The following is a 13,978-nucleotide window of genomic DNA, read 5'->3' as shown; positions in this document are numbered from 1 at the left end:
CATAGCACCTCATCAGGCACTCAGCCCCGCTGGACACCGATCCAGGCGTCCAGGACGACCGTGCGCGGGGTGGCAGCGAACTGCGGGCGGGCGTCAGGACCGCAGGACCTGGTGCCGATGCCGTGGTGCAGCCCGTCCAGGTGGAGCCACAGGTGCTCGTCGCGTCGCAGCTCCTCCACGTGCCCGGCCGTGGTGAGGTTGTCCAGGCTCCAGGGAGACAGTGAGAAGGCAGGAGCACCGTGGGTGAGCACCATGAGGCGCAGCGGTCCGGCCTCGTCCCGGCCGGCGAGCCACAGGCTGCGCAGGCCCGGGTGGGTACCGCCCTCCTGGGGACGGACCTGCATCTCCCACAGGTCCTCAACCTGCCCCTGGAAGACACCGTGACGTGCCGCCAGGTCCACATCCGCGTACGACGGCGCAGGACCGGTCCCCGACCAGGTCACCTCCTGCAGCCCGACCGGCAGGCCCAGACGGATCCCCAGACGCGGCAGGACGCTGGGCAGCGGCCCCGAGGGCTCGATCACGGTACGCAGACGCAGCCCGCCGCGCTCAGGAGACAGGCGCGTGGTGACGTCCAGCCGCCACTGGCGGCTAGGCGCGCCCGCGCGCGAGCGGACGGTGACCCCGTCGTCGTCAACCTCGATGCCGCAGCCGCGCTCACGCAGCAGGTGCAGACGAGCCTCTCGCCACCGGTCCGCCGACGAGGGCGTGCCCCACGGCTCGCGCGTGGCGCTGCCCCCGCCCATGTTCTGGGGCGTGGGCGCCACGTCCCAGTACTCCACCGGGCCGTGGCCGTCGTCGTTGTCCGTGGGAGCGCGCCAGGCGCAGACCTCGGGCCCCAGGACCTCGACGCCGCCGATCTCGAGCAGTCGACCGCTACGGTCCAGGCGCGCCTGTCCCACCTCCACCCCGTCGCCCACACGCCGCGCACCCGGCTCACTGACCTCCACGCGCGTGGGGGCAGGAGCCGCCGCAGGCAGCGAGGTCTCGCGCAGGCTCATCACCCGCAGGCCGTCCTCGTCGCTCTGGCCGACCTCGGGCAGCAGCCAGGCGCCGGTCGAGGGATCCACCTGACGAGGCCCAGCGGCCGGGAGCCCTGGCACCACGGGGTCGAGGACGGCGACCTGGACGTGGACCGCTGAGGTCGGTTCCTCTCCACGCAGCCTCTGGACCGCCTCGCCCAGCCCTTCGGGATGCACCACGGCGGACTGGCCGGGAGCGAGCCGGGGGGCCTCGCCCCGCCCCGTTGCCACAGGATGCCCGCTGTCCTCCGCCAGGACCTGCCAGGCCAGGCACAGGCCCTGGGTGCTGCGGGTGTGGAAACGGTTGCGCACCTGGATCGCACCGGGATTGTCCGCGAGCGCGGCGGCGACCACGGGTGCCACGCTGGCGGCCCAGGCCCTGGTGCCGGCGCTGGGCACGGAGCCGGCGCTGACCAGGCCGTCGCACACGAAGCTGCCGTCGTGGACCTCCTCGCCGAAGTCGCCGCCGTAGCGCAGGGCCCCGCCGGCCTCGGGACGGGGGTCGACCAGGGCGTGGTCGCGCCACTCCCACACGAAGCCGCCCAGGTGCCGCGGGTTGGGCTCGACCTGCTCGGCGTAGCCCTGAGCACCTCCCGGGCCGGTGCCCATGGCGTGGAGGTACTCGCACATGACGTAGGGCAGGGTGCGTACGTGGGCCGCCTGCCCCGGGGTCAGGCGGGAGGCCGGGATGCCGTCCAGCGCCACGGGGGAGGTACCGGACGGGGAGGCGGGGTCGCGCTCGACGACGGCGGCCACCTCCTCCAGCGTGGGGTACATCCGGGAGTGGACGTCGGTGTACTGGCCGGCGAAGTCGGACTCGTAGTGGACCAGGCGCTGGTGGTCGCGGGAGTGGATCCACTGGCTCATGGCGGCCAGGTTGCGTCCGGTCCCGGACTCGTTGCCCAGCGACCAGAAGATGATGGAGGGGTGGTTCTTGTCGCGCTCGACCATGCGGCGGGCCCGGTCGAGCAGGGCCTCACGCCAGGCCGGCTCGTCGGCCGGGTTGTCCTGCCAGCCGGCGGCCTCGAAGCCGTGGGTCTCCAGGTCGCACTCGTCCATGACCCACAGACCGATCTCGTCGGCCAGGTCCAGCAGTCGCGGGTGGGGCGCGTAGTGGGAGGTGCGGATGGCGTTGACGTTGTGGGCCTTCATCAGGGCCAGGTCCGCGCGGCTCCACTCCTCGTCGAAGACGCGCCCGCGCGTGGCACCGACCTCGTGGCGGTTGACGCCGGCCAGGACGAGCCGGTGGCCGTTGACCCGCACCTGGCCGTCGACCACCTCGATGCGGCGGAAGCCTGTGCGCAGGCTGACGGTCTCTCCGGCCGCCCGGACCTCCAGGTCGTACAGGCGCGGGACCTCGGCGCTCCAGGGCTCGACGGCGCCGGCCTCCAGGACGGCCAGCCCTGGCGCCTCCACCGTGGCACTGGCTCCGAGCTCGGGCAGGACCACCTCGGCGGGGAAGGCTGCGGCAGGGCCTGAGACCTCGACCTCCAGGCGGCCGGTCCCGGTGGCGGGGTCGTAGTCGGCACGGGCGTAGACGTCGTCGACCCGTCCGGCCGGGCGGTGGTGGAGGGTGACCTCGCGGAAGATCCCGGGCAGCCACCACTGGTCCTGGTCCTCGGCGTAGCTGCCGGGCGACCACTGGCTGACCCGGATCGCGACGGTGTTCTCGCCCTCGTGCAGCAGCCCCGTCACGTCCAGCTCGCTGGGCAGACGCGAGCCCTGGGTCGTCCCTACCCAGGTGCCGTTGACCCACACGGAGGAGAATGACTCCACCCCGTCCAGTCGCAAGACGTCGAGCCCTCCCTCCTCACCCAGCCCCCAGCCGTCGGGCAGCTCGAAGGTACGCACGTGGTCCGCCGTCGGGTTCTCGTCCGGGACGAAGGGCGGGTCCAGCGGGAAGGGGTACTGGACGTTGGTGTACCAGGGCAGACCGCGCTCCCCTTGGCCGGTCAGGACCCAGTGCGCGGGCAGCTCGATGGTGTCCCATGCCCCGAGGCTGGTGTCAGCGGTGTCGAAGGAGGGCTCGACGGCGCGTCCCTCCTCGTCCGCCCCCTCCGGTGCCGCCACGGCGTGGAGGCGGAAGTCCCAGGTACCTGACAGGTCCAGGCTGGGGCTGGAACGGCGTACCCAGGCTCCTGGCGACAGGTGCCTGCCCTGTCCGGGTCCGGGGGTGGTGGGAAGCATCCAGGGCGCGTCGTCGTGGGCGGCGCAGCGCGCTGACGTCATCGTCTCCTCCTTGGCTGGTTAACGTGGCTGATCTTATCGGCCCGTCTCGCCTGACTGAGCCACTGGCCTGGTCGGGTCGGTGAGGTGGCCGAGCTGGTGAGCTGGGCGGTGTGTCATAGGCTTGCCGGTATGACGCGGATCGTGGCCGGGATCGCCGGCGGACGCAGGCTGGAGGTCCCCCGCTCCGGGACGCGCCCTACCTCTGAGCGGGTGCGCGAGGCGCTGTTCGGGCGTCTGGTGCACTACGGCGTCGTCGACGGCGCCCGGGTGCTGGACCTGTTCGCAGGCTCCGGCGCCTTGGGCCTGGAGGCGGCCAGCCGCGGGGCCGGCGAGGTGGTGCTCGTCGACTCCGCTCGCGCCGCCACCCAGGTGTGTGAGAGGAACACCCGCGCCCTGGGGGTGCCAGGAGTACGGACGGTGACCGCCAAGGCAGCCACCTACCTGGCCGGGCCCGCCGGCGCCCCGGTGGACCTGGTTCTCATCGACCCTCCCTACGACCTTGGCGAGACGGACGTGCGAGCCGTGCTCGAGCCTCTGACCCGCAGGGAGGACCCGTGGCTGGAGGCGCGCAGCGTCGTCGTCCTGGAACGCTCGACCCGCTCTCCCGAGCCGAGCTGGCCAGCAGGCATGCGGTGCTTCGCGAACAAGACCTACGGTGAGACCCGCCTGTGGTTCGCGGAGCTGGGCGGGCTAGCTCAGGAGACAGTCTCTTAGTGCGGTACCTGTGACCTTCTGGAAAGCAGAGCCCCAGTCAGAGTTTTGGATCTCAACGTCCAGTCCGGTCTCTTCCTTGAAGGCGGGAAGCACTGTGTCTTCCAGATAGGCATTGAGCTCCTGGTTGCCACCCAGGACCATGAAGCTCAGAGGTGCGGCATCACCACTGCCAGACCCGGACCTGGGTCCACAGGCAGACAGCAGCGGGACGCTGAGGGCGCTCAGGCCGGCGCCGGCAAGCAGGTGCCGGCGAGAGACGGTGTGGAACATGTGAACTCCTTTGTCAAGATCGAGTCATCATTGATTCGTTCGTTCCAGATTGTAACTAAATAGTCGACGTTTGGCTACACCTGTGGCACCACGCCCACCGCCCCAGAAAAATGGACAGGCAGGCTCATCCCCCACGTCGCGAGGAACTACGTATCACGCTGTTTCCCGCCCCGCGAGCTCCGTGGCGTCTCAGCCTGCCTGGTCTGTCAGCCGTGCGAGCAGGCCTACATCCGCACCAATCATTGAGGCCCCCACAAGCGAGGCATCATCACCCAGCTCACCCACCGAGATGGTCAGAGACCCACAGTCCCGGTGAGCACGTACACGCCGCCCGACCTCCTCAACAAAGGCCGGCCCGAGATACACCGGCCACCCGCCGATCGTCATACGGCTGGGACGCGCCAGCAGCCCAATCATCACCACGGCGCGCGCCACATCATCAGCCAGTGCGTCCAGCGCATCCACCGCACGGCGGTCGCCATCAGCCGCTACAGCGGCGACCTGGCGGCAATAATCCTCCATGTAGCGCGGATCTTGGCTGGGAGCCACACCCAGGTCCTCAGTACGCCTCATCAGCGCGGTAAAACCAAGCACCGCGTCCACACAACCGCGCCAGCCACAGGTGCCACACAGCGGCCCGGAAGGGTCAAGCGGGGCATGGCCAATCGGCAGGCTGCTCGCCCTGGGCGGCAGGCTCGCGTCCCACCCCCCTGGACGTCCGGCCCCCAGCCCGATACCGCACTGCAGGTGCACCAGCTCCGACCTGTCAGGCAGCCGGTCACCTCGCTGCCCAGCCTGGTAGCTGAGGTAGTCAAAGCCTGCCTGGGCCGCGCAGCAGGACACATCCAGTACCCGCAGCACGACCCCCGGCAGGTAGGGAGCCAGCAGCCTGGCAACATCGACGTCATTCCAGCCCAGATAGAGGGAGTCGGCGATGCCCTGTCCGTCATCGGTCGCCGCCCCTCCCACCGAGACCCCCGCACCCACCACGCGGTGAGGACAATCCCGCCGCAGGTCCTCAATGTGCTGTCCAACCTCAGCCAGAACCTGCGCGGGACCAGTCCCCGGGACCATGCGTCCCTCCCAGCGTCCCAGCTCAGCACCAGACAGGTCACGCAGGAGGACCGCGCACCTGTCGATCCGCAGCTCAATGCCCACGCTCGCCAGTACTCCGGCTCTCATCCGCAGGCCGGTGGCCGGCCGCCCCCCGGTACTCGTGCCCTGCGCCGGAACCTCACTGACCAGGCCCTGGCTGACCAGCTCCTGGACGATCCGCGTGATCGAGGCCTTCGTCAACCCTGAGCGTCTGCCCAGCTCAGGGCGGGTGACCGGACCGCAACGCTGGATCAGGCCCAGGACCAGGACCTGGTTGTGCTCACGCATCTCCCTGTGCCGCAGTGCCTCAGGCATCCTCGCGATCCCTCCTCGATAACCTCCCCCGCCACAGGCCAGGGCCTGCTCACCACAGTGCCTGGACGGCAGTGACCACCGCCACGGCCAGGAGCAGCGCGACGAAAAGATAGCTCAGTGTCGAGGCGCGCGCCCGTTGCGACAGCGGTCCGCCGGCTGCCCCTCCCGCCGCCGAGGCCGCAGTGAAGGCCAGCGTCAGGGCCCAGTCGATCTCCACCGTCCCCGTCATCCGCTGTGCCAGGGCCGCCAGCGCCGCGATCACCATGACCACCAGGGAGGTCCCCGAGGCGCGACGGATATCGAGACCAAGGACCAGGGTCAGCATCGGGACGACGGCGAAGCCCCCGCCCACCCCGAAGAAACCGGTCAGCAACCCGGTCACGGTGGCCGCCACCGCCACCAGCCACCAGGAGCGCCGTGGGGCCGGCTGCGCCGTCGTCCCCCCAGCCCTGTCCCCACCTGGGTGGTAGGTCCGCCGTGTTCGCCAGGCCATGACCGCGGCGACGACGACGAGCAGGACCGAGAAGGCGACCATCAGGGCCTCGCCCTCCACCAGGGCGTTGAGCCAGGAGCCGCCGACTGCGCCGACGGTCGACAGCAGGCCGACGACGACGCCCTCGCGCCACCTGACCTGGCCCCGGCGCGCACGTGACGGCAGTGAGACCAGGGCGGTCACCATGACGATGACGAGCGACTCGCTGGCCGCAGCGTGTGGTGACTGCCCCAGCAGGTAGACCAGGATCGGGACCGACAGGATCCCTCCCCCTGCCCCCAAGGCCCCGACCACGACGCCAACACATGCCCCGATGAGCAGGGCGGTCACGATGGCCATCAGTGGGTCCCTTCTTCCTCGTTGACAGCAGGACCGGTCTGCCCGGATGCACGCATCTGCTCACGTATGCCCGGGTCCATCACCTCGGCAGGTGCACGACCTGTGTGCAGGAGCCGGGCCATCGCCAGCAGGTCAGGCAAGGCGTGGGAGTAGAAGTCGCCGTAGCCCTGGCACAGGTAGTTCTGCCCTTCCTCGCCGTCGACTGAGCACTCAAAACGGTCCTTGGGGCAGCCGCCGTGGCACAGCCCCAGCACCGGGCACCGACGGCACTGCGCGGTCAGCTCCACCTGCTTCTTGCGCGAGAAGCGGCGCATGACCGCCGTGTCCGCCAGCTCGGCGAAGGAGCTGTCCAGGACGCTGCCCAGCCGCCAGTCCGGCTCCACCCAGTGGTCGCAGGCGTAGACGTCACCATTGAACTCCATGGCGAGGTTGACGCCGCACCGGGGGGCGTGGACGCACACCGGGTAGATGCCGAAGAGAGCAGACAGCGCCGCGTCAAAGTCCTGGACGAACACGCGTCCGACGTCGCGACGGACCCACTCGTCAAAGACCGTGGTCAGGAACCGGCCGTAGGCCAGGGGACTGACACTTCGCGAGGTCACGGCGTCCCCGCTCTGGGTGTAGAGCAGGCGCGTGCCTGACGCCGAGCGCCAGCCGGCCTCGGCCGTCGCCAGGTCGGCACGCTCGACCCGCTCAACGATCGGGATAAGCTGGATGTAGCAGGCCCCCAGCTCGTCACGCAGGTAGCGGTAGACCTCCAGAGGGTGGTCCTGGTTCGCGGCGTTGACCGTGCACAGCACGTTGGTGCGTACCCCAGCCGCACGCAGGTGCCGGTAGCCTCGCACCACCATGGAGTGCGTGCCGCGGCCACCACGGTTGACCCGGTAGGCGTCGTGGAGCGGGGCCGGCCCGTCCACTGACACTCCCACCAGGACATCATGCTCGGCGAGGAAGGCCGCCCACTCCTCGTCAATGAGGGTGGCGTTGGTCTGCAGCGCGTGACGGACCTGCTGGGTGGGGCGGCGGTAGGTCTCACACATCTCCAGCACCCGCTGGTAGAAGGGGATGCCGCGCAGGGTCGGCTCCCCACCCTGCCACAGCACCGTCACCTCACCGTCGGGACTTGCTGCAAGCAGCTCGCGGATATAGGTCCGTGCCGTCTCCTCGCTCATCAGCTGGCGCGGCGCGTCGTAGAGCAGCTCCTTGGACAGGAAGAAGCAGTACTGGCAGTCCAGGTTGCAGGCAGCACCAGTGGGCTTGGTGACCACTGACAAGGGCAGGCGTGGCCGGTCCACCGGCCCCTGGTCGGCATGGTCCTGGGATCTGTCAGTACGTGCCACGTTCCTCCTCCGCGTGAGCGGCTCCAGGCAAGGGCCACTCCCCGGCGTCCTTGACGGGAGCCTCTACCCTATACCCGGTCCTGTCCCGCTCCCGCCATGGGCGTGGGTAGGGGCACTGGCTCATGTCTTGTCGAGGTAGGCGCGCGACCGCTCATCCAGCCGGTCCGCGATCGCTGCGGCGAGGTCACGGTGGGCCACCAGCTCAGGGTCCTGGCCTACCAGCTGCTCGGCCTCGGCGCGCGCAGAGGCGATGACCCCGCCGTCGCGAGCGACCCGCAGCAGGTCCAGGTCGCTGCGCCGGCCGGACTGGGCCGCACCCAGGACGTTGCCCTCGCTGCGCAGCTCCAGGTCCGCCTCGGCCAGGCGGAAGCCGTCGAGAGTCTCGGCGAAGGCATGCAGCCGGTGGAAGGCGGGCGAGCCGACCTCGACGCCGGTGACCGCCACGCACAGCGACTCGCGCTGCCCGCGGCCCACGCGTCCGCGCAGCTGGTGGAGCTGGGACAGACCGAAGCGGTCAGCGTCCAGGATGACCATCATGGTGGCCTCAGGCACGTCCACACCGACCTCGATGACGGTGGTGGACACCAGCACCGCCGTGCGGCCCGCGGCGAAGTCCGCCATCGCCGCGTCCTTGTCCACCTGGCTCATCCGGCCTGTCAGCGTGCCGACGCCGATCCCGGCCAGCGCGGGCTCGACGCGCAGGCGCTCGGCCCAGTCCTCGACCGAGGCGAGAGGCCGCGAGGGGACGGAATCCCGTCCTGCCGGCGACTGTTCAGCCCCTGGCACCTTCGAGAACAGCGGGACCGTGTCCGCGTGCGGGGCGCCGGTCTCGGGGTCCTCGACCCCCTCGTCGGCTCCGGCCTCGCCGGCGTCGATGCGTGGGCAGACCACGTAGACCCGTCCCCCTCGGGCCACCTCCCGGGCGGCACGCTGCCAGATGCCCTCGACCCAGCTGGTGCGCTCCCAGGGGACCAGGTGGGTACCCACGGGGCTGCGGCCGGCAGGGAGCTCGTCCAGGACCGTGGTGTCCAGGTCGCCGAAGACCGTCATGGCGATGGTGCGAGGGATCGGGGTGGCGGTCATGACCAGCAGGTGGGGGGTGCGCAGCCCGCCTGTGGCCGGGTCCCGTATGTCGCCACGCTCGCGCAGGACGTCACGCTGGGCGACGCCGAAGCGGTGCTGCTCGTCGACGACGACCAGTCCCAGGTAGGGGATCTGGACCGTGTCCGACAGCAGGGCGTGGGTGCCCACGACGATCGCGCTCTCCCCCGCGGCCAGAGCGGCCAGGATCTCGCGACGCTGAGGGGCGGGGGTGGAGCCGGTCAGGAGCAGGACACGGGTGGCCTGGCTGGCGCCGCCCAGCATCCCGGCGCGGGCCAGCGGCCCCAGCAGCCTCTCCAGGGAGGAGCGGTGCTGGGCTGCCAGGACCTCGGTGGGGGCGAGCAGGGCGGCCTGTCCCCCGCCGCCGACCACCTGGAGCATGGCCCGCAGCGCCACCAGCGTCTTGCCGCTTCCCACGTCCCCCTGCAGCAGGGTCTGCATCGGGGTCGTCGAGTCCAGCGCCTCCTCCAGCTCACGGCCTACTCGCTGCTGTCCGCTGGTCAGTGCGTAGGGAAGGCCGGCGTCCAGGCTGGCACGCAAGGAGCCGGCCCCGGGTCGGGGCCAGGCCACGGCGGCGTGGGTGGCGGCGTGGGCCGCACGGCGCTGGACCAGGGCGGTCTGGAGGACGAAGGCCTCCTCGTAGCGCAGGCGCCTGCGAGCCTGACGCCACTGCTGGGCGTCCTCGGGCGTATGGACCCAGCGCCAGGCTGTCAGGGCGTCGACGAGGCCGTGGCTCTGACGGACCTGGGCCGGCAGGGGCTCGGGGACGTCGTCGTCAGTGAGCTGGTCGAGCACGGTACGCACGGCCTTGGCCACCCGCCACGAGGGCAGGGACTCGGTGGCGGGGTAGATCGGCATCGGTCGTGCCAGCAGCTCGGCGCGCTCGGCCTCGTCCAGCTCGTCCAGGACCTGGAAGCGAGGGCTGGCGAGCTGACGGTGCCCCCGGCGGGTCCCGACCTTGCCGGACAGCAGGACCGTGGTGCCTGGTGAGAGCTGCTCGGCGTAGTGTGCCATGAGCCTGGCGGCGCCGAAGAAGACGACGTCCATCTTGAAGGTGCCGTCGGTGACCAGCGCCTCCATGAGGGCGGGAGGGCGTCCTCCGCGCGAGCGGCGCGCGGAGGCACGCATGACCTGGGCCTGGACAGTGACCTGCTCGCCCTCGACCAGGCTGGACAGGTCCGTCAGGTCCCCCCAGGTGTCATAGCGCCGCGGCAGCAGGCGCAGCAGGTCGCCGGCGGTCTCCACGCCCTGACGGCCGAGCTGCTCGGCGGTGCGTCTGCCGAGCAGCCTGTCCACGGGCGTGGCCAGGACCGGGAGGGACCCGAGCGGTACCGGGGCGGAGGGGGCTGACGATGAGGGGGAGACAGGCACGGACACGGCGGTAGGGGTTACTCGACTGCGATCAGGACGTCTGGGGCGACCTGGCCGCCGGCGTGGACGACGACCTCGACAGCCTCGGCCGAGCCGGTCAGGGTCTCAGCCCGCTGGGCGACGGCGGTGGCCACCAGCGAGCCGACGTCCGGCAGAGCGTCACGGCCCAGGATCACGGTGACCAGCTCGTCGTCACCGCGCAGCAGGTCGGCCACGGCGGAGGCTGCTGTCTCGGCCTCGGCCTGAGGACCGTCCAGGGCAAGGGTCCGCATGTGGACCCCGGCCAGCGTGGCGCCGCGCGCCAGGTCCGTCAGGCTCGCGCCTCCTGGCTGGGTGCTGCCCGCCGCTCCCGGTGCGGCCAGGCCTGCCACGGCGACCGCGGCCGCCAGGACGCGGGCCTCGTCGTCGGTGTCGGCCACCAGCAGCTGCGGGCTGCGCAGGGCCCGGCCCCGGTCCTGGGAGGAGTCCGTGGCCAGGCGCGCGCCCGCGGGCCCGGAGACGACGGAGGGCACGGTACGCGCGGCCAGGTGCCGGGCGGCCTCGTGGGCCGCCGAGCCGCTGGCGGCGTCGCAGGGCAGGACGAGCACCTGGGACAGTCCCAGGTCGCCGACGGCGCGCACGATGCCCTCGCGCTCAGGGGCCAGGACGACGACGGCGCCTGTGCGGGCCAGCTGCTCGATCAGGCCCGGGGCACGGGTACAGGCGATGACTCCTACGCGCTCAGGTGACGGCGACGGGTTGCCAGCGTCCTGCCCTCCGGCCTCCAAGGCGGCTGCCTCGCGACGGCGCCGTCGCGCAGCCAGGCGCTCTAGCGAGATGACGTTGCCCGCCTCGGCCTGGGCGCGGTTGGCGAAGGGCAGCGGCGGCTCGGCCGCGTCCCATCCTCCGGCCAGCGCCATCGTGGTCGGTACCAGGTGGTGGATACACACCTGGCGGGCGCGTCCGCCGCGAGGCAGGGCTGCACGCGGGGTGTCGGTGTGGACGTGGACCTGGTAGAGCCCCACGCCCAGGGCGTCGGGGGTACCGACCACGCCGACGCTGTCTCCCACGGCCTCCAGCTGGCGGCGCAGGGCGGCGGCCTGCGAGGCGGTGGCCTCCAGCAGGTACATCACCTCGAACTCCCCGGTCGACGCCTCAGCCGAGGTCTGGGCGTCGTACCCGTGGCTGTGCGGGGTTCCGCTGCTCGCCAGGTCGATGAGCATCTGGTGGGCCACGTGCGTGTAGGTCGCCTCGGCGCCGGCCGTACCTGCTGCGTGAGCAGGGTCGGTGCCGTCGGCCTGCGCGCCCAGGACGTCCGACAGCGCGGTCAGGAGCAGCATGAGGGCGGCTCCACCGGCGTCGACCGGACCGTGGCCCAGGCCAGCGGTCTCGACCACTGACTCCTGGGCGCCCAGTGCGGCGGCGGCAGCGACGTCGCTCACGGTGGCCGGACGGGCTGGGGTGGCCTCCTCGAAGGCCTGGCGGGCCGTCGTCGCGGCGTCACGGGCGACGGTGAGCAGGGTCCCGGTCACCGGGCGGGAGACCGCTGCCCAGGTGGTGGAGGCGATGCGCTCGTAGGCGTGCACGAGCTCAACCGGACGCAGGCCCGCCGGGTCGGGTGCGCCGGAGACCTCGTCAGCCAGCGCTGCCAGGGCCTGGGAGACCAGGAGGCCGGAGTTGCCGCGGGCTCCGCGCACGGCGCCGTCGGCCGCGGCCCGGGAGACCTGTGCCGCGTCAGCGCCGGGGCGCAGCATCCTCAGGGCGTCCACAGCCGACCGCAGGGTGAGGGCCACGTTGGTGCCGGTGTCTGAGTCCGGGACGGGGAAGACATTGAGGGAGTTGACCAGGGGACGGGTGCGCTCCGCCGTCGTCAGCGCGAGGGCGAGCCAGGAGCGCAGCGCTGCGGCGTCCACGCTCCGGGCGATCGGGCGTGCGCCGTCGTCCTTCACCTCGTCCTCCTTACCTGTCGCGGGCTAGGCTCAAGGCTACCCGCCGGGTGCAGGCTCGCGCTGCAGCCTGTGCGGGCAGCTGTGCCTCAGCCCACGCCGAATGCGCTTGGGAGAGAGCAGGCAAGTTCGATACAGTGTCCGGGTTGCCCGAGGGAGTAGTCCCCGGGCGGTGGACCTGGCGCCGGGCAAGAGTCCGAGCGTTGAAGCATTGAAGATTCAGGAGTGAGACCGTGGCTGCTGTGTGCGACGTCTGCGGCAAGGGCCCCATCTTCGGCAAGAGCGTCTCGCACTCCCACGTGCGGACCAACCGCCGGTGGAACCCCAACATCCAGCGAGTGCGTGCTCTCGTGAATGGTGCCCCCAAGCGCCTGAACGTGTGCACCTCCTGCCTCAAGGCCGGCAAGGTCACGCGCAACATCTGAGCGCGTCCCGCCGATCTGGCACCGGAAGGCCGTCACCCTCGGGTGGCGGCCTTCGTCGTGCCGGCTCGAGCGTGTACGAGCCTCCCGCCGCCAGCTCAACCAGCGAAGTGGTCCCAGCCCACGCCTCCCGTCCAGACCCGGCCGCCGACGAGCACGCCAGCGCCACCTGCGCCAACACCCCAGTCAGCACCAGCACCACGATCATCCGCCGCCAGCACCCCGGCCTCATGCACACGCCCGATGACGCGAACGCCCTCGGGCAGCGCCGCCTCGGCTGGCACGCAGGCGAGCATGCCGTGGTCCTCTCCCCCGGTCAGGACCCACTGCCGGGCAAGCTCCGCCGCCGCGCCAGGCGCCAGCCGCCCACGCGCCTGCAGCACCATCCGTGCCACGTCCTCGAGCCTGGCTGCCGCTTGCCCGAGCGCCGTCCCAGCGTCCCGAGGATCATCCAGGTCCACGACCACGCCACTGACCGCCGCGATCCGCCCGCAGTCACGCAGCAGCGAGTCCGACACATCCATCATCGCCCGCGCTCCGGCGTCCGCGAGCGCCGGCCCGGCCTGAAGCGGCGGCATCGGTGCGAGGAAACGCTCCACACAGCGGCGGACCAGCCCGTTGGTCCCGGCAGTCGCGCTACCAGCAGGATCGTCGTCGTGCGCACCGGCCGCCTCGTCGCCTCGCGCCTGTACGGAAGAGACTGCTCCGGCCTCCAGCAGCGCCAGCCCGGCCGCGCTCAGGCCCAGGTCGCCGGCGTGGACCACGAGGTCCCCGGCCCGTGCCCCGCTGCGCAGGACCGGCTCACGCCCTTCCAGGTCCCCGTGGACGGTGACGGCGACGACGATGCTCTCCCCCGCGCTCAGGTCCCCGCCGACGACGCCGGCCCCCGCCTCCCGGCACTCCTCACCAAGTCCCCGGGCCAGTCCCTCCACCCAGGCCACGGGCGTGCTGGGCGGCAGTACGAGGGACACCACGAGGGCTACCGGCCGAGCGCCCATGGCAGCGGCGTCGGCGAGGTTCTGGGCAGCCGCACGCCGCCCGACCTGCTCAGGGTCCGACCAGTCGGTACGGAAGTGGTGGCCCTCCACGAGGACGTCAGTGGAGACCACGTAGCGCCCGTCGGGCGCCGCTAGTACCGCGCAGTCGTCCCCGTTGCCGACCACCTGGACAGGGCTCGCCGGGAGCAGCGGGGTGATGACGCCCAGTAGGCCGACCTCACCCAGCTGGGCCACGGTGGCAGGCAAGGCTCGCGGGCCGGCTGGCTGCGCCGTCGTCGTCATCGGGTCACCAACGTGAGCCGGCCCCGATCCTGCGCTACCCGTCCCCGCACCCACCTGCCCGC

At 71.6% G+C, this 13,978-nt stretch carries 10 protein-coding genes; 2 read left to right on the top strand and 8 right to left on the bottom strand.

What is annotated here, in order from left to right; genetic code table 11:
• Window positions 1-20: 20 nt before the first annotated feature.
• The gene (locus tag HRL51_RS04630) at window positions 21-3,251 is read right to left on the bottom strand and encodes a glycoside hydrolase family 2 TIM barrel-domain containing protein (protein ID WP_216666357.1); all 3,231 of its coding nucleotides are present in this window, start codon (window positions 3,249-3,251) and stop codon (window positions 21-23) included.
• 108 nt (window positions 3,252-3,359) lie between these two features.
• On the opposite strand from HRL51_RS04630, the gene rsmD reads away from it, so the two are divergent.
• On the top strand, window positions 3,360-3,965 hold the full coding sequence (gene rsmD / locus HRL51_RS04625; protein ID WP_280528714.1) for a 16S rRNA (guanine(966)-N(2))-methyltransferase RsmD: 606 nt from the start codon (window positions 3,360-3,362) through the stop codon (window positions 3,963-3,965).
• Here rsmD and HRL51_RS04620 read toward each other — a convergent pair.
• The 6 genes from HRL51_RS04620 to HRL51_RS04595 all read right to left on the bottom strand — a co-directional run bounded on the left by HRL51_RS04620 (window position 3,942) and on the right by HRL51_RS04595 (window position 12,217).
• Complete coding sequence (locus HRL51_RS04620; RefSeq protein ID WP_172192978.1) at window positions 3,942-4,235, bottom strand: hypothetical protein; 294 nt, start codon at window positions 4,233-4,235, stop codon at window positions 3,942-3,944. The genes rsmD and HRL51_RS04620 overlap by 24 nt on opposite strands.
• A 189-nt stretch (window positions 4,236-4,424) precedes the next feature.
• Window positions 4,425-5,645, bottom strand: coding sequence for an ROK family transcriptional regulator (locus HRL51_RS04615; protein ID WP_172120821.1), 1,221 nt, complete (start codon window positions 5,643-5,645; stop codon window positions 4,425-4,427).
• A 49-nt stretch (window positions 5,646-5,694) separates the two neighbouring features.
• A complete protein-coding gene (locus HRL51_RS04610) occupies window positions 5,695-6,477 on the bottom strand; it encodes a sulfite exporter TauE/SafE family protein (RefSeq protein WP_172192976.1) in 783 nt (260 codons plus the stop codon).
• On the bottom strand, window positions 6,477-7,817 hold the full coding sequence (locus HRL51_RS04605; protein WP_244960241.1) for an anaerobic sulfatase maturase: 1,341 nt from the start codon (window positions 7,815-7,817) through the stop codon (window positions 6,477-6,479). Before HRL51_RS04605 ends, HRL51_RS04610 begins: the two co-directional genes overlap by 1 nt.
• 120 nt (window positions 7,818-7,937) lie before the next feature.
• A complete protein-coding gene (locus HRL51_RS04600; protein WP_172193122.1) occupies window positions 7,938-10,214 on the bottom strand; it encodes an ATP-dependent DNA helicase RecG in 2,277 nt (758 codons plus the stop codon).
• A gap of 92 nt (window positions 10,215-10,306) precedes the next feature.
• Window positions 10,307-12,217 (bottom strand): DAK2 domain-containing protein, encoded by a 1,911-nt coding sequence (locus HRL51_RS04595; RefSeq protein WP_172192974.1) that lies wholly within the window; start codon window positions 12,215-12,217, stop codon window positions 10,307-10,309.
• A 230-nt stretch (window positions 12,218-12,447) separates the two neighbouring features.
• Between HRL51_RS04595 and rpmB the strand changes: the two genes are divergently transcribed.
• Entirely contained in the window at window positions 12,448-12,639 is a 192-nt protein-coding gene (rpmB, locus tag HRL51_RS04590) for a 50S ribosomal protein L28 (protein ID WP_003785965.1), read from the top strand.
• A 95-nt stretch (window positions 12,640-12,734) separates the two neighbouring features.
• Here the strand turns inward: rpmB and HRL51_RS04585 are convergent, their stop codons facing one another.
• Window positions 12,735-13,916, bottom strand: a complete 1,182-nt coding sequence (locus tag HRL51_RS04585; protein ID WP_172192972.1) for a thiamine-phosphate kinase — start codon at window positions 13,914-13,916, stop codon at window positions 12,735-12,737.
• Window positions 13,917-13,978: the final 62 nt, after the last annotated feature.

Source organism: Actinomyces faecalis (assembly GCF_013184985.2).
In the GTDB taxonomy this organism is placed as follows: domain Bacteria; phylum Actinomycetota; class Actinomycetes; order Actinomycetales; family Actinomycetaceae; genus Actinomyces; species Actinomyces faecalis.
This window is presented reverse-complemented; position numbering and strand designations above follow the sequence as displayed.